At 44.7% G+C, this 19,548-nt stretch carries 15 protein-coding genes and 1 pseudogene; 3 read left to right on the forward strand and 13 right to left on the reverse strand.

Annotation, left to right across the window (positions count from 1 at the left end; genetic code table 11):
* Positions 1 to 2: 2 nt before the first annotated feature.
* Positions 3 to 3,419: pseudogene (locus tag MKY75_RS12795) on the reverse strand (amino acid adenylation domain-containing protein); the annotation flags it as partial.
* Positions 3,420 to 3,738: 319 nt separating this feature from the next.
* Between MKY75_RS12795 and glsA the strand changes: the two are divergent.
* A complete protein-coding gene (glsA, locus tag MKY75_RS12800; RefSeq protein ID WP_029517518.1) occupies positions 3,739 to 4,677 on the forward strand; it encodes a glutaminase A in 939 nt (312 codons plus the stop codon).
* Positions 4,678 to 4,755: 78 nt separating this feature from the next.
* Here the strand turns inward: glsA and MKY75_RS12805 are convergent, their stop codons facing one another.
* Positions 4,756 to 5,622, reverse strand: a complete 867-nt coding sequence (locus tag MKY75_RS12805; RefSeq protein ID WP_029517517.1) for a VOC family protein — start codon at positions 5,620 to 5,622, stop codon at positions 4,756 to 4,758.
* 49 nt (positions 5,623 to 5,671) lie between these two features.
* The gene (locus MKY75_RS12810) at positions 5,672 to 6,085 is read right to left on the reverse strand and encodes a DoxX family protein (protein WP_029517516.1); all 414 of its coding nucleotides are present in this window, start codon (positions 6,083 to 6,085) and stop codon (positions 5,672 to 5,674) included.
* Between the two features lie 269 nt (positions 6,086 to 6,354).
* Here MKY75_RS12810 and MKY75_RS12815 point away from each other — a divergent pair, with 269 nt between their 5' ends.
* The gene (locus MKY75_RS12815; RefSeq protein ID WP_029517515.1) at positions 6,355 to 6,894 is read left to right on the forward strand and encodes a helix-turn-helix domain-containing protein; all 540 of its coding nucleotides are present in this window, start codon (positions 6,355 to 6,357) and stop codon (positions 6,892 to 6,894) included.
* A gap of 125 nt (positions 6,895 to 7,019) precedes the next feature.
* Here the strand turns inward: MKY75_RS12815 and MKY75_RS12820 are convergent, their stop codons facing one another.
* From MKY75_RS12820 to MKY75_RS12860, 9 genes are all read right to left on the reverse strand, one after another.
* Positions 7,020 to 8,024 (reverse strand): copper amine oxidase N-terminal domain-containing protein, encoded by a 1,005-nt coding sequence (locus tag MKY75_RS12820; protein ID WP_029517514.1) that lies wholly within the window; start codon positions 8,022 to 8,024, stop codon positions 7,020 to 7,022.
* 41 nt (positions 8,025 to 8,065) lie between these two features.
* Complete coding sequence (locus tag MKY75_RS12825) at positions 8,066 to 9,187, reverse strand: phosphodiester glycosidase family protein (protein WP_029517513.1); 1,122 nt, start codon at positions 9,185 to 9,187, stop codon at positions 8,066 to 8,068.
* Positions 9,188 to 9,407: 220 nt separating this feature from the next.
* Entirely contained in the window at positions 9,408 to 10,874 is a 1,467-nt protein-coding gene (locus MKY75_RS12830; protein ID WP_029517512.1) for a potassium/proton antiporter, read from the reverse strand.
* Positions 10,875 to 11,073: 199 nt separating this feature from the next.
* Complete coding sequence (gene fumC / locus MKY75_RS12835; protein ID WP_165146542.1) at positions 11,074 to 12,462, reverse strand: class II fumarate hydratase; 1,389 nt, start codon at positions 12,460 to 12,462, stop codon at positions 11,074 to 11,076.
* A gap of 164 nt (positions 12,463 to 12,626) precedes the next feature.
* A complete protein-coding gene (locus MKY75_RS12840) occupies positions 12,627 to 14,171 on the reverse strand; it encodes a 2-isopropylmalate synthase (protein WP_165146545.1) in 1,545 nt (514 codons plus the stop codon).
* A gap of 94 nt (positions 14,172 to 14,265) precedes the next feature.
* Positions 14,266 to 14,967, reverse strand: a complete 702-nt coding sequence (locus MKY75_RS12845) for a FadR/GntR family transcriptional regulator (protein ID WP_340885588.1) — start codon at positions 14,965 to 14,967, stop codon at positions 14,266 to 14,268.
* Between the two features lie 155 nt (positions 14,968 to 15,122).
* On the reverse strand, positions 15,123 to 16,142 hold the full coding sequence (locus MKY75_RS12850) for an aldose 1-epimerase (RefSeq protein ID WP_340885591.1): 1,020 nt from the start codon (positions 16,140 to 16,142) through the stop codon (positions 15,123 to 15,125).
* 137 nt (positions 16,143 to 16,279) lie between these two features.
* On the reverse strand, positions 16,280 to 17,083 hold the full coding sequence (locus MKY75_RS12855; RefSeq protein WP_039273163.1) for an MBL fold metallo-hydrolase: 804 nt from the start codon (positions 17,081 to 17,083) through the stop codon (positions 16,280 to 16,282).
* Between the two features lie 126 nt (positions 17,084 to 17,209).
* Positions 17,210 to 17,506, reverse strand: coding sequence for a hypothetical protein (locus tag MKY75_RS12860; RefSeq protein WP_023988878.1), 297 nt, complete (start codon positions 17,504 to 17,506; stop codon positions 17,210 to 17,212).
* Positions 17,507 to 17,668: 162 nt separating this feature from the next.
* On the opposite strand from MKY75_RS12860, the gene MKY75_RS12865 reads away from it, so the two are divergent.
* On the forward strand, positions 17,669 to 18,901 hold the full coding sequence (locus tag MKY75_RS12865) for an aminopeptidase (protein ID WP_039273168.1): 1,233 nt from the start codon (positions 17,669 to 17,671) through the stop codon (positions 18,899 to 18,901).
* Positions 18,902 to 18,973: 72 nt separating this feature from the next.
* Here MKY75_RS12865 and MKY75_RS12870 read toward each other — a convergent pair whose 3' ends face one another.
* On the reverse strand, positions 18,974 to 19,465 hold the full coding sequence (locus MKY75_RS12870; protein WP_029517506.1) for a hypothetical protein: 492 nt from the start codon (positions 19,463 to 19,465) through the stop codon (positions 18,974 to 18,976).
* Positions 19,466 to 19,548: the final 83 nt, after the last annotated feature.

Genomic DNA, 19,548 nt, shown 5'->3' on the forward strand with positions numbered 1-19,548 from the left:
TATTAAACCTCCCCTATCCGGGATGCCATACCGGCAGCTTGATAAAATGCAGCCCTGACTTCCTCAACCTCTATCTCGTAACTGCATCGTATAGAAAAAATAAGGCCGTCCGTGTAGGAAGAAGCAATGCAATTGAACAGTGAATAGATCGGCAGCGGATTGGGTTGCTTTATGATAGTTTCATCATAATAATTGCTGTATTTTGAGTCTGCCTTAGCGCTGTTTCCTAAATAGTTAAACATGAATAAGTCTAGTTGCTCGTACTGCTTCCCAAACTGTGCAAATGTTCTGGCACGTTCCCACTTGTCTTTGTAATCAGGACTTGTAAGAAGATGCATAAAATTAATCGTATGGTGTTTTAATAATTCCAGTCTGCTTCTGACAGACTGCATCATTTCATCCGGATTTTGTTTCAGTTCGATCAGCATAGGTACAAAATCAATAAATTCACCGGCCGTGTTATAATAAGCCGCCTCCTCGTACCTTCTTCCATCATATAAAAATAACAATGGTAGCTTATCCATACCTAAATAAGTTTGCAAGCCCCTTGTATAGACAGAAAGCGCAAACTCCAAAGAAGGATTTTCAGCAGGGATGCTTACGTTAAACAGGTAGGCTTCTGTGCACGTTCGAAGATTTGGTGCCTGGAAGACATTTTGCTTGCTTTTTTGGAACGCTTCCAGATTAAAGGCTGATATCAATTCTTGTTCCGTAATTCCTTTCGGTCCACTTTGGATTAGATTGACATACTCCACATAGGGCTTCACTTCATCCGTAGGAAGGGGTCGATTTTGAAGCAGACTCCTGTAGTAAGCAACCAACTGTCTTTCAGCTACTTCCGAGGTCACCCGATCGCATATCGCATGATGATAAATAGTTATGACATAATGTTCACGAAGGTTTCGTTTCAGCACAAACATGTGGAACAAAGTATGTTCTTCGGCGAAACGGGTGTTCGTAACATAATCATTTATCATGTCCGTAATGGGACCACATGGGTTGTAATCCGACACATCAATGATGTTGAGTTTTGGTAAACCATCGCTAGAAGGTACGTATTCCCTCCAATAAGTCCATTCATCTCTTTGGACCGGGACACTTCTCAGTAATCCTTGACTTTGTACAAAATGAGCGAAAGCCTGATCCAAAAAATCGTAATTCACGCACTCATCCAGCCTAAATATACCTAAACTTGGAGGTGTATCAAACGAAATTTGCATTTGCTGAATTCCACTTAGCGGATATTCTTGTGCCACTGCTCCTGTTTTAATCCACTGATCTTTTTTCAAATAATCGTTTTCCAGAAGCTTGCGTAAACCTTCCACCTGATCCAGATCCATGCTTTTTAAGCCCAGACGTTGGAAAAATACCTCTTCATCCATGGTCCAGTATAGATCAGCCATTTTAGTTTTTTGATGCAGTGGTACAATGTAGTGTGGCAGTAGCTCTTGAGTTATTTTCCCGTCCATGATCCGCATGATATGGTTAACGTCAGCCACCGTGTCGCAGTAAAGCACCTGAATATCTCTAACTTCGTGAATAAAATCCCTTACTTGGTATTTCACCAGCTCGTAAACACCATCTGTTTCTTGGTGAAGCCAAGATATCAACTCTTGAGTTGTTTTTATGATGTCCTGTTGCTTTTCGGACCCTACAATATTATTCTGAGTTGAATGAAGATAATCAGCGAGTGCCCGAATCGTTTTATAGTGGTAAATGTCTGTTAAAGTGGCGTGATATCCTGCACGCTCCATTCTCGACATTAATGTAAGCGCATGAATAGAATGCCCACCGAGGTCGAAGAAGCTATCTAAAACACTGAACTGCTGCACACCCAATACATCCTGCCAGATGTCCATCAGCTTCGTTTCCAGTCCTGGCTTAGGAGACACATATTCTGCTCCACCATGCATATTCTCTTCAAGGGCCAACAGTGCCTTGCGGTCCAGCTTACCATTCAGTGTCAATGGCATTTGTTCTAGTTGTATATAAAAAGATGGAATCATGTAATTCGGCAGCTTTATAGAGAGAGCCGTTTTAATTTCATCTGCTGTCAGTTTTTTGGTCGCCGTAAAGTATGCTTCCAGTTGCTTTTGACCGGCCTCCTTTTCACGGGCAATAACTGCCGCTTGTTGTATATCATCTACTTTTAATAAATGCGACTCTATTTCCCCAGGCTCAATTCGATAACCCCGTATTTTCACTTGATCGTCGATCCGGCTGATATATTCGATGTTTCCGTCCGCTTGCTCTTGCACCAAATCTCCGGTTCGATACAACCTGCCTCCAGGTACCCATGAAGACTGAATAAACCTCTCTTCTGTCAGCTCTGGACGATTCAAATAACCTTTAACTAATCCATCGCCAGCGATGTACAGTTCACCTGCAACTCCCTGTGGCAGAGGATGCTGCTCTTGATCCAAGATGTAAACCTTCGTGTTGCTGATGGGTTTGCCGATCGGTACGGTATTTGCATTTTCGTCCAAATGATCGATATGATAATAAGTAGAAAATACCGTGCTCTCCGTCGGTCCATAGACATGAATTAAGCGGCCCGGACCTAGACGGGCAAACGCTCTACGCACATGGCTGACTGAAACCTTCTCACCACCGAATAGCAAGGTTTCAATTGTTGCAAAGCAATCGGGATCCACATCCACCAATGCATTAAAAAGTGCTGTCGTGACGAAGCATTTCGTGATCTTTTGTGTCCGTAGGACGCTTGATAGCTCACGTGCATTCATGGTTTGATCTTGTGAGTTCAAAACGAGAGTGCCTCCGTTAAGCAAAGCTCCATAAATACCAAATGTAGAACCATCGAACGAAAAACTGGCCACTTGTAATATCCTATCTTTTGTCGAGAATTGGATGTAATTCGGCTTTTTAACAACACGTGTAATATTGTAGTGCATCGTCAGGGTGCCCTTAGGTACGCCTGTAGAGCCAGACGTATACATAATGCAAGCAAGGGTGTCGGAACCTTGCTTAGATGAGAGATTCCCTGTTTCTTTCCCATAGTTCCGCTCGTCCATCAAATCCAGTACAACACTGGCGAGTTCTGTTTGCTGGTGGATTGGAAGCCGGGTCAGCAGGAGATTTGCACCAGAATCCGTCAGCATATAGCGTATACGTTCCCTCGGGTATTCAGGATCAATCGGAACATAGGCTCCCCCAGCTTTTAAAATCCCGAAAATTCCGATGATCATTTCCAATGAGCATTCGACCATAATTCCGACAGCCTCGTCTTGTTCTAAACCTTTAGCCCGCAAAACATGTGCTAGTTGATTAGCCTGTTTGTTCAGATCAGCATACGTCAAGTGCTTGTCCCCAAATACAACTGCTATGTGATCCGGTGTGCGCTCAACCTGCTCTTCGAACAGTTGATGAATCGTTTTCTCACGCGGGTAATCCGCTAACATACCGTGTACCATGCTTCACTTCATCTCCTTCTCCTATTAACTTTTTTAAAGATGGGAAACTTTCTTATGAACCAATGCTAAAAAAGGTATATGTGCCACTTAGAAGTGATTTCTGGATAGGCAGTTGGATGAAGAGAATGAAGACTACAGGGGATAAACTATAATCCCGATATTACATTAGGTTGGGTATTTAACTGGAGAAAAAGAAATGACATCAGAGCTTGTTTTTTGACTGAAAATTTCTTTAAAATAAGTATATAGCTACTTTTTGCTCTACAATAAAATACCACAGATTGGTTACTCGACTGGAGGAAAAGAAATGACATCGGAGTGGCAGAGATTACAGACCAAACTGCCGGAATGGGTAGAACAAAGCCGTCATGAGTATATTCATGGCAAGGTAGCAGCATATATTCCCGAACTGTCCAAAGCCCCGGCCAACGCGCTTGGTGTTGTTGTAATGAACGGTGCAGGTGAAACCGTGGTAGCCGGGGATACGGAAATCCAATTTACGATGCAAAGTATTTCAAAGGTATTTACGCTCATTCTGGCCTTGATGGATAATGGAGAGGACGTTGTCTTCTCTAAGGTGGGTATGGAGCCTACCGGAGACCGTTTTAATTCCATGTTGAAACTAGAACTGGTTGAGCCGGGGATTCCGTTTAACCCACTAATTAACGCGGGGGCAATCGCGATCTCCTCTCTGATTCGCGGGAACAGTCCAGAAGAGAAATTTGCCCGTGTTCTCCAATTTTTCCGCCTGCTTACCCACAATGACACATTGGAATATGATCAGGATGTCTACGACTCAGAATCAGCTACAGGCCATTTGAACCGTTCTCTTGCTTATTTTCTAATGGAAAAAGGTATTTTAAGAGGTCATGTGGAGGATGTGCTTGAAGTTTATTTCAGACATTGTGCTGTCAAATTGAACTGTACAGATTTAGCACGTATGGGACTTGTACTAGCCTACAACGGCCGTGATCCGGTGACAGGTATACCGCTGATTCCCCGCCGCTATGTACAGATCGCCAAAACATTTATGACGACATGCGGCATGTATGACGCTTCAGGGGAATTCGCCATTCAAGTCGGACTACCTGCCAAAAGCGGCGTATCAGGCAGTATTATGACGATGGTACCTGGACGCTATGGCATTGGACTGGTTGGACCTTCTCTGAACCGTATGGGAAACAGTACAGCTGGTGTACACTTGCTGGAGACGATGTCTCGGGATTTGGATTGGAGCTTGTTCTAGGTATACGAAAAAAGGGTATTCCCAGCCTTTACGGCTTATAGGAATACCCTTTTCTGTTTCTGTTGAGTTCCTTCTATGTTACGAGATTTGACCGTTAACCAGTTTAATTTGAATGCGGAACGGATCAGCTACATACTTGGCGCCATCGCGTTCTTGCACCCCATAGCCTGCTGCCTCTAAACGAGCCACAACGGCATTCAATTCATTCTGATCTGGTACGATCAATTCAAAATAATCCAGTCCGGCAGCGTGCTCAGGAGCTGGTGGGACTCCTTCACCTGCCCATATATTCAAGCCCATATGGTGGTGGTAACCACCTGCGGAAACGAACAAGGCTGAAGAGCCATACCGGCACGTAATGTCAAAGCCAAGCACATCGCAATAAAATTGCTGTGCTTTGAGCAAATTAGACACATGGAAGTGGACGTGCCCGATTACCGTTCCCTGAGGTAGTCCCTGCCAAGGTAAATTCTCGGAAATCGCAACCAAGTCTTCTGCATCCACGGGATCTGTTCCCATCATGTAAAATCCATTTTCATCCTTTTTCCACTGATCATGGGGACGATCTGTATAGATTTCAATTCCGTTATTATCGGGGTCATGGATATATAGGGCTTCACTTACATCATGGTCTCCCTGTCCGATTTCAATCTCATGAGCCAGCAGATTACGTAAAGACAGGCCCAGAGCTACACGGTTCGGTAGAAGAATAGCAAAGTGGTATAATCCGGCTGCGGACTGGCGCGGCAGAATAACTGCATTTTCAATATAGTTAAGGATCAGTAACGCATGCTTCCCATCGACAGTCAATTCAGCGGTATCCGCCGTTTGACGCAGCAGCTGAAAACCAACGACCTCTGTATAAAATTGAATAGAACGTTCCAAGTTGCTTACTTTTAATGAAACCTGCCCGATTTTGGTGTTGTCATGAATATGTGCTGTCATGAGATTTCCCTCTTTCTACATGGATTGGAGGACTAAAGCTATTCAAAAATTATTGTTCGGTTGACTCACGACGGCCGATCAACGAATCCAGAGACAAGCGAGTCGTTGGTGCAAATACCAGATGAAGTGCTACAAGAATAAAAGCAATATCCAGTTCATAGCCAGCTCCTTGGCCATTCCCCATCAACCCGCCGGACAATTTTGCTGTAAAAATAGCGCCGATCAAAACAATCACAAATAGCCCAGATACATAGCGGGTAAGTAATCCAAGAATCAATGCAATTCCGCCGACCAACTCAATCACCGCAATGACATAACCTAAAAATCCTGGAACGCCAATGCTGGAAAACCAGCCTGCTACATTACCCAACCCCATTTGGAATTTAGCAATTCCGTGTGCCAAAAACAAAATTCCCAGTGCCACCCGCATAATTGTAGAAATATTTTTGCTTGCTGAACTCATATTTATCTCTCCATTCTGTTTGTTTATTACACTCACACAAGTGCATATGAATAATTAATTTATATTACTAATAATTTGGTTGAAAAAATAATACTGTCTGAATCTATGCCGCTACACATGACTGTGAATCAAAGTCGAATTATTAGTAATAGAAATAATTATTTTGTAATGTGAATTTATCATAAGAAACAGTGGTCTGTCAACAAAATATTTGGTATGATAAATATTACATTAGTATATATTATATTTCCTTATAGGAGGAACGCTCTATGAGTATAGGATGCAACATACGCGCTGCTCGTAAACGTAAAAATTTATCCATTCAGCAAATATGCGAACGAACCGGACTATCGCAAGGGTTTATGAGTCAAGTAGAAAATAATAAAACCTCCCCTTCCATCGCTACATTGGACAGCATCGCTAATGCGCTAAACGTACCTCTCGCTTTTCTGCTTCTTAAAGATGAGGAACGGATGCAAGTGATTCGCAAGGACGAGCGCCGTAAAACCTTATATGGTAAAAACAAGCTCCAGGTCGATCATTTGGGGGGGCAGGGTAACGTCAAAATGATGCTCGTTGAAATGCCGCCCGGCTCATCTACAGAAGAAGAGCATGCTCATGCAGGGGATGAGATTCATTTTATCTTGGAGGGCACGGTATACGTGGAGCAAGGCGAGGATACAGCTACCCTGGAAGCAGGAGATTCCTTTAGCTGGAGAGCAGCCATCCCCCACTATGTCAAAAATGTGGGAGAAAACAACGCCCGAATTCTGATCTCCGTGTTTCTCGAAGCAGATAATGATGCTTAATAGATATTTACGCAAGCACGAAGCAACAAAAGTACAAATCCTATCGAAAAAAGCGCGTACCGGAAGTATCTTTACTTCAACGATCCGCGCTTCTTATATTTTCATTTGCTATTGCTGCTTTTAACTTATTCCATCACCTGCTGGGCATCTGTACGCGATTCCCACGGCAGCTTGAAGGTTTTCATAATTTGTTTGGTATTAGCCGGGAGTCCAGTTATCGGATCACCAGTAGTACCCAGCAGTTCTTCTTTTTTATCCGTAGTAATACGCCCATAGAAAGTGGTACTGCTGTCTCCCCATCCTGTAGTGAACTCGTAGATCAGCGGCTTATTTATTTTCGGATAAGTTCCCCACTGATTTTTGGCTTTATTCTCCAAAAAACGCCCCAGCGGGTCGTATTCCATTGTAAATTCTTTATCAAAGGGAGCTCCCACATACCCTTGATAGGTGACAATCGGAAAACCGTCCTTCACTTCAATCAGACTCAGCACATCCCCGTTCACTGTAAAATACCGTAATGCTTCACCTTGGGGGAACATGTAGACACTGGACAGAAGCTCAGTGTTAGGACGGTGTGGTTCTATATAAGGATGGACAGAACTTCTGTTTATGCGGATTAACGCTTCGCGTGCTGCCACGAGATCTCCCTCATATATTTGTTCTTTTAGTTTACCGTGAATCGGCGGCTGAATCTGAATCTGTGTATTTGTCTTCTCCAACGTATAACCTAAATCAAGCGAAACATCTCTCAGAGGTATATATACTTCTTCACTTACAACCTCAAAGGTAAGTTGCTGCTGGTTCTTACGTGACCGCTCCTTAAGAACCAAGGGTTCTGCCCACTTTTGTAGCGTAATCTGCTTCTTTTTGACATCCCAGTGGTAGGTTGCACCTACAGCTTCGGCTAAAGATTTAAGCGGAACCATGAGCTTCCCGTCGATCAATAGAGGTTTAGCCTTGCTGTCAATAGGTTGTCCGTTTATAACAATATCTATGAACTGCGTTGATTGAGACGCTATGGCACCCTGTTTAGTAGCTTCGGCAGCCGCCTGATGCATTGTGGTCAAGAGTAAGGATAGCATTAACAAGGCGACAAACAATCGCTGAAATCCTGCTCGTTTTAGCTTCATCATCAGTCTCCGTTCACTAAATGAACTTGTTCATTCCTGACCTATCTCTTTTTGGCTGCGTCAATGTCTCCAGGATTCAAACCTTCCCATATGTTCGGGATACTAACGGTCTCTGGATGCTCAAATACGAGAAACGCAGTCGGCAAATACCGCTCTCCGTATTCAGAAGAAGGCTTGTTTACAATGGCATTATCCTTGACTAGCACCGTTGAAGAACCTCCATCCAGATTAGCACCGATAACTGCTCCATGTTTAAGCAAAATATTTTGCATATCATACAAGTTGGCACCAATGCTGTACCCAGGCTGACGACCGTCGATGGTCACGAATATAATGGCACCGTCAGCTCTTTGCCCCATTGCGGTACGGGGGGCAATTCCCCACCCCTCGCTTGCATTGCGAATCAGACCTTTCCCATTCACGATTAGACGTGGTTGAAAAGTAACCGCTTCTTGCACATTCATTTTGGACAACTCGGACAAGGAATAGTGACCGGCTATCATTTTCCCCTGTTTATCAATACCTACGATTTGAACAGAGGCATTTCTACCCATATCATTGTAGTATATCTTACCCTGGGAAATGACAACGCCAATCGGTTTAAAACCATTCCCATTCCAGTTGGGGTCAGCAAAGCCACCGCCATTTACGCCAGCAACAGCCCCCAAACGCTCGACCATGCTAGATACATGTTCTCCCCGGCCGACTTTAGCAGGAATCCCGAGCCTAATTTTAGTGGGGTCATGCACCGTCATAACATAGCCATGATAGTTACGACCCGACACTTCTTCCACTTCAACCAACGGCGTTTGCTGTACTTTGGTAGGTATCAGATCAGGCAAGTTGATTGTATGTCTATCCTTCTCCTCACCCATCTCTTCGAACCGGGCCGAATATTCAGCCACTCGTTTCTTCGCTTCTGCTTCGCCGATAAAATATTTCGCCCAGTGACGATGCTGAGTCGTAATCAGCGTGTCCGCAGCCAAATAGCGCATGTCCTTGCCAGAAGGGGTTAAAAACAACCATGCACCACCCCCAATTCCCGCTAACAGGAATACAATAAAAAGTCGCAGCATAAAGCGACCAAATTTTCCTTTTCGTTTCTTTTTCTTATTTTTCTGCCTGCGAGCTGCTGCACGCTGTGGCAAGACTTCCGGTTTCATTTATCATCTCTCCTGTTTGGTGACTTCTATCGTATTTCATCACTATTGCCCATCAAATGATCCGTAACGATAGGCTGCGACATCTAACGACAATATCATAAACTAATTTTGTAGAATGATAGTGTCAATTTTTTAACAGATTCATCCACTCTGAAAAAGAATACATTAAAAAGCCCTTCACATAAATGTGAAGGACTGAAATGTAGGGGTGATATCCTATTTACGGAGCAGCCTCCGGTTCGAGCAGCATGAACAGCTCTTTCATCTGCTGTCGCTTGAGTTTGGGACTAAGCACGTACAAAGTATCGCCCGGTTCAATCACCGTCGTGCCTCTCGGGGCAATAATTTGCTCGTTCCGAATGATGGCTGTGAATAAAATATCTTCAGGCAACTGTATATCCTGAATCGCTTTGCCCGCTATCGACATCCCATTTTGTACCTGAATGTGGTTGATTTCCGAAGTAGTTTTTCCCAGTGAAACTAATTCCAGCAGTGATGGAGACGACGTCTCGTTAGGGTCCATCAAGCCAAGCTTTACCGCTAGCCACGAAATAGTGGTACCTTGAATAATCGCAGAAGTGAGCACGACGAAAAATACAACATTAAAAAACAAAGGTCCTACATCCATCTCATCCAGTAAAGGATAGGTTGCGAGTACAATAGGTACCGCCCCACGCAGTCCTGCCCAGGATAACAGTGTTTTCTCGCGCACAGAGTACCTGGAAAAAAGCAAGCTTAGGAACACGCCTATTGGACGAGCCACGAGCATGAGGATGAAGGAGAGCGCCAAGCTTTGCCACGCAATGCCCAGCAATTGATCGGGAAAGACCAATAACCCGAGCAGGACAAACATCATAATCTGCACCATCCAGGCGAAGCCATTGTTAAAATGAATAATAGATCGCTTGTAGGTCAAGTCGGAATTTCCCAATACAATCGCCATGACATACACCGCCAGCAATCCGCTTGCCTCTAGTAACGACGCCGCCGCATACGTCAAGACCGCAAATGCCAATGCCATCACAGGATACAAACCGGATGAATCAAAATTCATTTTATTAATGGCATATACACCTAAGCGTCCGAGTACAAAACCAACGGCTAAACCAAAGCCCATTTCCCATAAAAATAACAAGATATGTATCCAAATGGATTGCTCAGGGTGATGTATCAGCTCAATCAATGTTACTGTGAGAAATACAGCCATCGGGTCATTACTACCGGATTCCGCTTCAAGCGTCGAGGTAATTCGCTTTTTGATGTTTTTACCTCCTAGAACGGAAAACACGGCTGCCGCATCCGTCGAACCAACAATAGCGCCAAACAGCATGGATTCCATCCAGCTTACGCCTAAAATAAACTTGGCGCAGACGCCAATGACGACAGTCGTAATGATGACCCCCAAGGTTGATAATGACAACGCAGGTCGAATAACTGGCTTAACATCTGCAAACTTTGTCTGCATCCCGCCTTCAAACAAGATTACAATGAGCGCGAGAATGCCAACTAGTTGTGTGATAAAGGCATTATCAAAATAAATAAACTGACTGAGCACCATGCCTACGGCAATAAACAAAACAAGCGCAGGCATACCGAAACGGCTGGAAAATTTGGTAGTCAGCACACCGACCAGCAGCAAGCCGGACAGCAAAAGCACAATAAAATTAATAACGGTTGTCTGTTCCATACGGCTTCTCCTATCTTGAAAATAGATGTTCAATTTTTCGCCTTTTATCTATATACCCTCAAATCACACAGAATACTAATTCTAAACAAAAAATTATATAATAAAATAAAAAATCCAGCTCATGGTTTGTGCTAAATCGCACTCCATGAGCTGGTTTGTATATTTTTTATAAGGCTTAAGCAGAGACAATCGTCGTGCTTTAGGCTTTAGGATGAATCATATGCGCAGGTACAACATATTGATCGAACTGTTCTTCAGTCAACAGTCCGCTGCGGAGTGCCGCTTCTTTTAGGGACAGCCCTTCTGCATGTGCAAGTTTGGCGATTTTAGCGGCATTTTCATATCCGATATGTGGATTCAATGCCGTCACCAGCATCAGTGAATTATTCAAATTGTGCTCAATCTTCGTGAGATCAGGCTCAATGCCAACGGCACAGTTGTCATTAAAAGCAATGATGGAATCGGCCAGCAGATGAACAGACTGCAAAAAATTGTATATGATTACTGGCTTAAACACGTTCAGTTCAAAATTACCCTGACTTGCTGCAAAGCCGATAGCTGCATCATTACCCATGACTTGCGTAGCGACCATCGTCAGTGCTTCACTCTGGGTCGGATTTACCTTGCCGGGCATGATGGAGCTACCTGGCTCGTTAGCAGGAATCGTGATTTCGCCCAAGCCACTACGCGGACCACTTGCCAGCCAACGAACATCATTGGCGATTTTCATCAAATCGGCAGCGAGCGCTTTGACTGCTCCATGTACGGCCACCACTTCATCGTGGCTAGTCAGTGCATGAAATTTATTGGGTGCGGAAGTGAACGTTTTGCCAGTGAAACTGGAAATTTCCGCTGAGGTTCGGGAGCCAAACTCTGGATGAGCATTAATTCCAGTCCCCACCGCTGTACCGCCAATCGCCAGCTCCTTCATGTATTGCACCGTGTCGATTATCATTCGCTTGCTCTTGTCTAACATTGCATACCAACCACTTATTTCCTGACCCAGCGTAAGCGGTGTCGCATCTTGTAAATGGGTTCGCCCAATTTTTATAATATCCTTGAATTGCTCTGACTTCTGTTGAAAAGTCTCTTTGAGCTTATCGATAGCAGGCAACAAACGGTCCTCCACTGCAATGACACCCGCTACATGAAGCGCCGTAGGAAACGTATCATTTGAGCTTTGCGACATGTTAACATCGTCATTGGGATGCAGCTTCGTATCTTTTCCCTGCTCTTGTAACCATTGGCTTCCCAGATGAGCAATCACTTCATTCACATTCATATTGGACTGCGTTCCGCTCCCTGTCTGCCATACAACCAACGGGAAATGGTCATCAACCCGCCCTGCGAGAATCTCGTCCGCTGCATAAATAATGGCGTCCTGCTTCTCCTGTGATAACTTACCCAGCTTATAGTTACTGATCGCCGCGCTCTTTTTAAGCACCGCGAACGCCTGTATGACCTCTAATGGCATTTTCTCCGAGCCAATCGGGAAATTTTCCTTGCTGCGCTGTGTTTGCGCTCCCCACAGACGGTCTGCCGGTACTTTGATTTCGCCCAACGTATCCTTTTCAATGCGGTAGTTCAACTCATTTCCTCCTCTTGGCCTATGTAATTCAGACAAAATATGGTGATCTCTCTTGCCTATTATACATTAAATTTCAAATGTTATCATTTATTTTGCAAGCGCTTTTTTACGATGAGTCCAGAGGAGGAAGAAGGAAAATTCGTCTACAAGCCTGACCACTAGGATCAACTAATGGTGATATTGCTTTTGGCATGCACTTCTTTTCTGCCCAGTAGCTTGTTCAGCGCATCGATGTAAGCTTTGGCGCTAGCTTCCAAAATATCAGTACTTGTGCCTCTTCCCAGAGCTGTGTACTCTCCTTGCCTCAAAATGGCGTGCACTTCCCCCAATGCGTCTTTGCCATAAGTTACAGATTGGATCGAATAATCCTCCAACTCCACCTCTTCACCACTGGCCTTGTCTATAGCATGGAAAATCGCATCTACAGAACCGTTACCCATTGCCACTTCATCAATTGCTGTCCCATCTTGTTTACCCAATCGAATGGATGCGACTGGAACCGACTGATTACCATAAGACACCTGAATGGAATCCAGTGTGTACATTTGAGGCGAGGCATTGCGGCTTTCGTCCATCAGGACGAGCAAGTCTTCATCCAACACCTGTTTTTTCTTATCCGTCAATGCTTTGAATTTGCGGAACGTCTCTTGCAGCTGTTCCTCCGTCAAAGCATCAAAGCCCATGTCCGCCAGTTTTTCTTTAAATGCATGTCGACCCGAGTGCTTGCCCAACACAAGTTTACTCGTCTTCAGACCAATACGCTCAGGGGACACGATCTCATATGTTGTACGCTCTTTAAGCATTCCGTCTTGGTGTATACCAGACTCGTGAGCAAACGCATTGGCTCCAACAATGGCCTTGTTTCCCGGCACCGACATCCCCGTTCGTTTGCTCACCAGGCGACTGGTAGCATACAGTTCCTCCAAAACCAGACTCGTTTGTGCACCATAAAGCTCGGTTCTGGTGTCAAGGGCCAGTGCAACTTCTTCGATAGGTGTATTTCCGGCTCGCTCACCGATGCCATTGATGGTACCTTCAAATTGGTCTACACCATTACGGATGGCCGCCAGCGTGTTAGCTGTTGCCATACCAAGATCATCATGACAATGTGTGCTAAGTTGTATTTTTTCGATACCGGGCACTTGTTGTTTTACAATTCTAAACATTTCACCGAACTGATCCGGCGAGGCATATCCCACCGTATCCGGTAAATTGACGACTGTCGCTCCAGCACGAATCGCCATATCTACGACCTCACAAATAAAGTCCAGTTCGGTACGACTGGCGTCCTCTGCTGAAAATTCTACCTTGCTGAAATACTTGCGTCCATAACGAATGGCAGCAGCAGCGGTCTCTAATACTTTCGTTTTATCCATTCGAAGCTTATGGTGGCGGTGAATAGGTGAGGTAGCCAGAAACAAATGAAGACAGGCATCCTCTGCTCCTCGTAGCGCCTCTCTGACCGCATCAATATCCTGTTCTTTCGAGCGCGCAAAACCAACCAGTGTCGCTTGGGTAACCTGTTTGGCAATCTCCTGCATGCTGGTGATCTCACCAGGCGAGGTTGCTGGAAAGCCGGTCTCAATCCGATCTACGCCTAATTTTTGCAGCTGAAGGGCAATTTCCACCTTTTCCGTGCTAGTTAAGCTAACTCCTGGTGATTGTTCTCCATCTCTTAACGTTGTGTCCAACACCCATATTTTGCGCATACAGATACCACCTTTGGTTTGATTTTAGGAGATGCTCAAGTAGAAGGTTAAAGATTTTATTCATCAGATCATCTGATGTTTAAAAGTAAAAAAATTATGAACTTCCCATATGCTTTTGCAGCTCCAGCTTGGTGCCGTCCAAATGTTGAATACTATACAGCTCGGCAGCCTTGCCATCCTGATCCCGGATTGCTTCATATATTTTTTCATGCTGCACAGTAAAATGATTTTGCATCGCCGGATCGGTAATGAGATTGTTCAACGCCTTGCGAATGGCCTCTACAAAGCTGCCATATACATCTGTAAGCACCTTATTGCGTGTAGCTCCGGCAACAGCCAAGTGAAAAGTGATATCCGCATCCAAATACCCGTTCATATCTCCAGCGGCCAGGGTTGCAGCACGACGATCCAGCGCCTCACGCATCAAGCGTAGATCCTCGTCTTTACGACGTAACGCAGCCAATCTGGCAATCTCTAGTTCCAACACACTCCGCACTTCATAAACCTCAATAATTTCAGCACGGCTTAGACGGTAATCCAATGGCTCATGAGAAGTTGTCGGTTGGCAAACAAAAGTTCCGTGTCCTTGCTTTTTCTCTAATAGACCGGCATGCACCAGAACGCTAACCGCTTCACGTACTGTAGATCGCCCGACTCCGAATAGCTTCATGAGCTCAGGTTCGCTTGGAATCTTAGTGCCCACATCCCATTCACCAGCAGCAATTTTTCGTTGCAGCTGTTCAGCTACTTCATCGGCGATTTGCTTGCGTTTGACGGCTTGAAAAGGAAAATTCATCTGATCATCTCCTGTTTCGTATCATACTATGACTGCTTGGCATTCTGCAACCTTTTTCGTCCTCCTTCCCCATTGGCCCTTACCTGTGCTTTACAACCCCAAATAAAGCCTGCACCGTTGGACACGATACAGGCCTATAAGGATAAATTTAAATGCTAGGATTTCGATTTATTAGGTGTAACACAATACAAACGGCTGGTTGCTTCAAAAATATGGCCTGGAGCCAGTGCTATCAATCCGATCTCCTCCGCAGGCAAGTCCGGACGATTCGGTGCATTGATCATGTTCATTTGCGGCTCAGGACAGACGAATTCCTTGTTCGCTTTGTTATTCCAGATCATCCAATGCTTATAAGCTGTACCTACATCGTATACGAGGGTAGCACCTGTCTTACTGTGTGTCAGTTCCATGTAGTTGCGTCCATTTTGCGGAGCTGCCGTGTAATGATTATCCATAGAGGCAAAATAAGGACTAACTCCCGTCGTCTTCAGCAGTTCCTCTTCCGGAGATAAAGGCTGGAACTGACCTGTGGCCAACAACCGTTCCGTCAGCTCACGACGCTCACCGATTGTGACCTTAATCTTGTAGTCCTCAGGCGAGCTATCGGGTACGAACGGAACGCGAATCGCTGTGTGAAAGGCAAATAAATTGGGGATCGGTTGATCGCCCTCGTTATGGATCACATAACGCTGATGCAGGCCAAATTCGTCCAGACTGTACGTTAGTTTCATGGTAAAGGTGAAGGGTAAATAGCGGAACATGGGATGTCCTTCCCTTACATGCTGATTCATTACCACATAGCTGCCCTGCTCCCCGGAACCGTAGTCCTCGACCTCCCACCGAACAGTGTGTAAAAAGCCGTGCAGATGGTTGTGGGTCGCCTCTTCATTTATCGGCAGCTCATATGTAACACCATTCCACAGGAATTTTCCATCCTCATACCGATTCGGAGGGAACAGGAAAGGAATTCCGTAAACGGACGGGCTTTGCTTAAAAGCCTCTATGCTCTCAGCATCTGGCTCACGCAGAAAAGAATATCCCGTTTCATTGTCACGAAAAGAAATCAGATTTGCGCCGTTTCCCGGCAGGGCAACCGCTTCATATCGTCCAAATTTAAGACGAATCGCCGGTATTCCATAATAAAGATCACCAATTGCAGCATGTTGTTGTGTCATCAAAAAATCCTCCTTGATGAAATGACGATGTTTAATGAAAGCGTTTAGCTTTTGGCTTGACTATACCATGCTGAGCAAAAAAATTCCACGTCCACAAAAAAAACGATGCCCCGCAAGGCATCGTCCTTCACACATGACTACACATAACGCCCTTGTTTGGGTACAGCCATGTGCTCAAAATCTCCTGCCAGTCGCTCTAGCTGATCTGTCAGCTCAGCACCATGCATGTAATGACCATGTCCTGTAACTGCAATCTCAGGCTTTAACTTGGCCAGCATTTCCACCGAGCGCTGCGCAGCTTGCCAATCTGTTGTAAAATACGCAGGAGGCCCGTGTATTTCTTTTTCCTGTAAAATAACGGCCAGTGCCGATTCCTGTTTCACCGTAATAAAAGCGTCACCGGCCACCATTAACCTTCTTCGCTCATGAAAAAGCGATACATGACCAGGCGTATGTCCTGGCGTGTGCAGCCACTTCCAACCAGGGGCACCAGGGACACTGCCATCTTGGGGCAGGGAGGTGATACGATCATCGAGATCTATAGCATCACTGGGGTATAAGAAGGAAATGCCCGACATTAAACCTCCCCCTACACTAGGGTCAGGTTTTTGATAATCCTTCATTCCCGTCAAATAAGGTAATTCCAAAGGATGTGCATAAACAGGTGTACCCCAATGCTGTACCAACTCAATAACCGAACCTACATGATCAAAATGACCATGTGTAAGCACAATAGCGATCGGAGGGCCAGTGAACCGTTCCTCTGCCAGGCGTATAATCGAGTCCGTAAATCCTGTCATCCCCGTATCCACCAGCACCCAGGAACGGCTTCCTGGCTCCCCAATAAAACACATATTTACAAATAGCGTCCGTAAGCTCAGGAGATCGGGAGCAGCCTCTTCATTTGCCGTCATTCCTTCGGTGAACAGATGATTTGCCAAAGCTTCACCCTCCTATTCACATGGAATTTACTGTTAATATCGACCTTTAGGCTTCCCCCATGTCAGCAGATTATGCGGACACTGCTAAATATAATCCGCTTGTCACGAAAATAGACCATGTTTACATTACTCGGGTAATTTGCTCCATGCCGTATCTAGCAAATAGTCGAATAAATCATCGTTCTCTTCAATCCAGCTATCCATTTGCAGCATCTCTTCCTCCACCCGTGGCTCTCCCGCAAAATGGAGACTGTAATCCCATTCCTTTCCCCTTTTACTGTGGAATGTGATTTCATATACAGAACTCTGCCCGTCTACTCCAAATACCACTTGGCCCAAATAAGCACCATTCTCATCTCTTGTCATTTGTGCCTGTTGAATATGTACTTCTTTCACTTCCTGAGGTGAATTTTGCTCTGTCATTCATCTATCCGCCCTTTCATTTTCACTAAATAGTACCAAAACTAATTTGTGAACCTTTTCGTTACATTGTACAATATATAAGCTATGTGTGGAATTTGCAAAAAAACTGTGCAAGTTACCCAAGCCTTATTTAAGGCTTTTCGTGAAATGGAGGAAAGTTACATGTCAGATTTTCAACAAAAATTGCAAAAATATGCCGAGTTAGCCGTTCGGGTCGGCGCCAATGTCCATCCTGGGCAGACACTCATCGTTCATGCACCAATTTTGTCCGCCGAACTCGTGAGACTTATCGTCAAATCAGCGTATACTGCCGGAGCCAAGCTGGTTACAGTAAAATGGAGTGATGAGACCATTACTCGATTACAGTATGAACTAGCTCCTGATGAAACTTTTAATATTGCTCCCAAATGGTACGCAGCCGAAATGACTGAAGAGGTCGAAAATGGCGCAGCTGTCCTCCATGTCATTGCAGAAAATCCGGATTTGCTTCAGGGGATTCCGTCCAGCCGAATTACTGCTGCTCAGCGCGTGCGGTCACATGAATTACGTCAATACCGCGAATATCAAATGGCTGACAAATTCAGTTGGTCTCTGATTGCTTATCCTTCTGCAGAATGGGCTGCCAAAGTATTCCCTGATCTGCCAGCTTCCGAGCAAATGGATAAACTGTGGGATGCCATTTTCAGCACCGTGCGTGTGGATCTGGATAACCCCGTGGAGGCATGGAAAGAGCATTTGAAAACCCTTTCCAGTAAATCTGATATTTTAAATGCCAAACGCTATAAAAAGCTGCATTATCTGGCTCCAGGCACAGATCTCACCATCGAATTGGCAAAAGATCATCTGTGGGTAGCGGCTGAAAGCGTCAACCAACAGGGACATACTTTTGTAGCCAATATGCCTACTGAGGAAGTGTTTACAGCTCCGCTTAAAACGGGAGTGAACGGTAAGGTCAGCAGCACCAAGCCACTTAGCTACAGCGGAAATATCATCGACAACTTTTCACTGACTTTTGAAAATGGACGTATTGTCGATGTACAGGCAGAAACCGGTTTGGAAACTCTTCAGCATCTCGTAGAAATGGATGAAGGTTCACACTACCTGGGTGAGGTTGCTCTTGTACCTCACAAGTCACCTATCTCTGATAAAAATATTTTATTCTATAATACGTTGTTTGATGAAAATGCCTCTAACCACTTGGCCATCGGTAATGCTTATGCATTTAACCTTAAAGGCGGCAAGGATATGACTCAAGAGCAGTTGGCTGCCAACGGCCTGAATTCCAGTCTGACTCACGTCGACTTTATGATCGGTTCAGGTGAAATGGACATCAACGGCGTTACTGAGGACGGTACTGAGGAACCTATCTTCCGTAAAGGAAATTGGGCGATCTAACACAGCAAAAGGCTCTCACCGCTTCATGCGTGAGAGCCTTCTTGCTTCAACCTTAGGCTAAGTTGATCTATTTTACAACGTGTTAATCCAAGAATTCGCTGCAATTCCAAAAACAATTTGTATCACGCTGATGATGAAAAAGACAATAAAGCAATTTACAACTCTTCGATTGGTGGTTTGATGCATGGATAAAGATGATTTCACGTAAAACATGCTGCCCAATATTCCTATACACACACCGAAAATCCCCGAAAATAGCAATCCTATAACCAAGCTGACCACGACAAAAGCCCAACTCCAGCCCGGAACTTTACTCACAGGAACATAAGGTTGATTGGACCCAAGATATACACCGTCCACAGCTAAATCCGCTTTGTTACCAATGACAACAACATTTACAGCTTTTTCTTTCAATTTAATAGGAAAATCAATCAAGTTCAAAAATGCATTCTGGCTTTTAACCTTCTGCTCGCTTCCATTCACAATAATTCTCCCGCCAGTTAAGCTACGCTTGTACTCAATAGTATATTGAATACCTTGATCTTCTACGTTCCATTTTGCCATCGCTAAACTCCTCTCAAATTTTAGGGGAGCCCTAAATATACTCCCGGCATTTCCTGATTATGTACCATAAAAATCATAACATA

The organism is Paenibacillus sp. FSL L8-0663 (genome assembly GCF_038008125.1).
GTDB lineage: Bacteria > Bacillota > Bacilli > Paenibacillales > Paenibacillaceae > Paenibacillus > Paenibacillus polymyxa_D.

Excerpts from the sequence above, each read along its gene's own strand:
- MKY75_RS12870 (WP_029517506.1), bottom strand. The coding sequence starts at position 19,465 with ATGGCAAAATGGAACGTAGAAGATCAAGGTATTCAATATACTATTGAG.
- MKY75_RS12805 (WP_029517517.1), bottom strand. The coding sequence starts at position 5,622 with ATGACAGCACATATTCATGACAACACCAAAATCGGGCAGGTTTCATTA.
- MKY75_RS12845 (WP_340885588.1), bottom strand. The coding sequence starts at position 14,967 with ATGAATTTTCCTTTTCAAGCCGTCAAACGCAAGCAAATCGCCGATGAA.
- MKY75_RS12810 (WP_029517516.1), bottom strand. The coding sequence starts at position 6,085 with ATGAGTTCAGCAAGCAAAAATATTTCTACAATTATGCGGGTGGCACTG.
- MKY75_RS12830 (WP_029517512.1), bottom strand. The coding sequence starts at position 10,874 with ATGGAACAGACAACCGTTATTAATTTTATTGTGCTTTTGCTGTCCGGC.
- MKY75_RS12820 (WP_029517514.1), bottom strand. The coding sequence starts at position 8,024 with ATGAAGCTAAAACGAGCAGGATTTCAGCGATTGTTTGTCGCCTTGTTA.
- MKY75_RS12825 (WP_029517513.1), bottom strand. The coding sequence starts at position 9,187 with ATGAAACCGGAAGTCTTGCCACAGCGTGCAGCAGCTCGCAGGCAGAAA.
- MKY75_RS12815 (WP_029517515.1), top strand. The coding sequence starts at position 6,355 with ATGAGTATAGGATGCAACATACGCGCTGCTCGTAAACGTAAAAATTTA.
- MKY75_RS12860 (WP_023988878.1), bottom strand. The coding sequence starts at position 17,506 with ATGACAGAGCAAAATTCACCTCAGGAAGTGAAAGAAGTACATATTCAA.
- glsA (WP_029517518.1), top strand. The coding sequence starts at position 3,739 with ATGACATCGGAGTGGCAGAGATTACAGACCAAACTGCCGGAATGGGTA.
- MKY75_RS12865 (WP_039273168.1), top strand. The coding sequence starts at position 17,669 with ATGTCAGATTTTCAACAAAAATTGCAAAAATATGCCGAGTTAGCCGTT.
- MKY75_RS12850 (WP_340885591.1), bottom strand. The coding sequence starts at position 16,142 with ATGACACAACAACATGCTGCAATTGGTGATCTTTATTATGGAATACCG.
- MKY75_RS12840 (WP_165146545.1), bottom strand. The coding sequence starts at position 14,171 with ATGCGCAAAATATGGGTGTTGGACACAACGTTAAGAGATGGAGAACAA.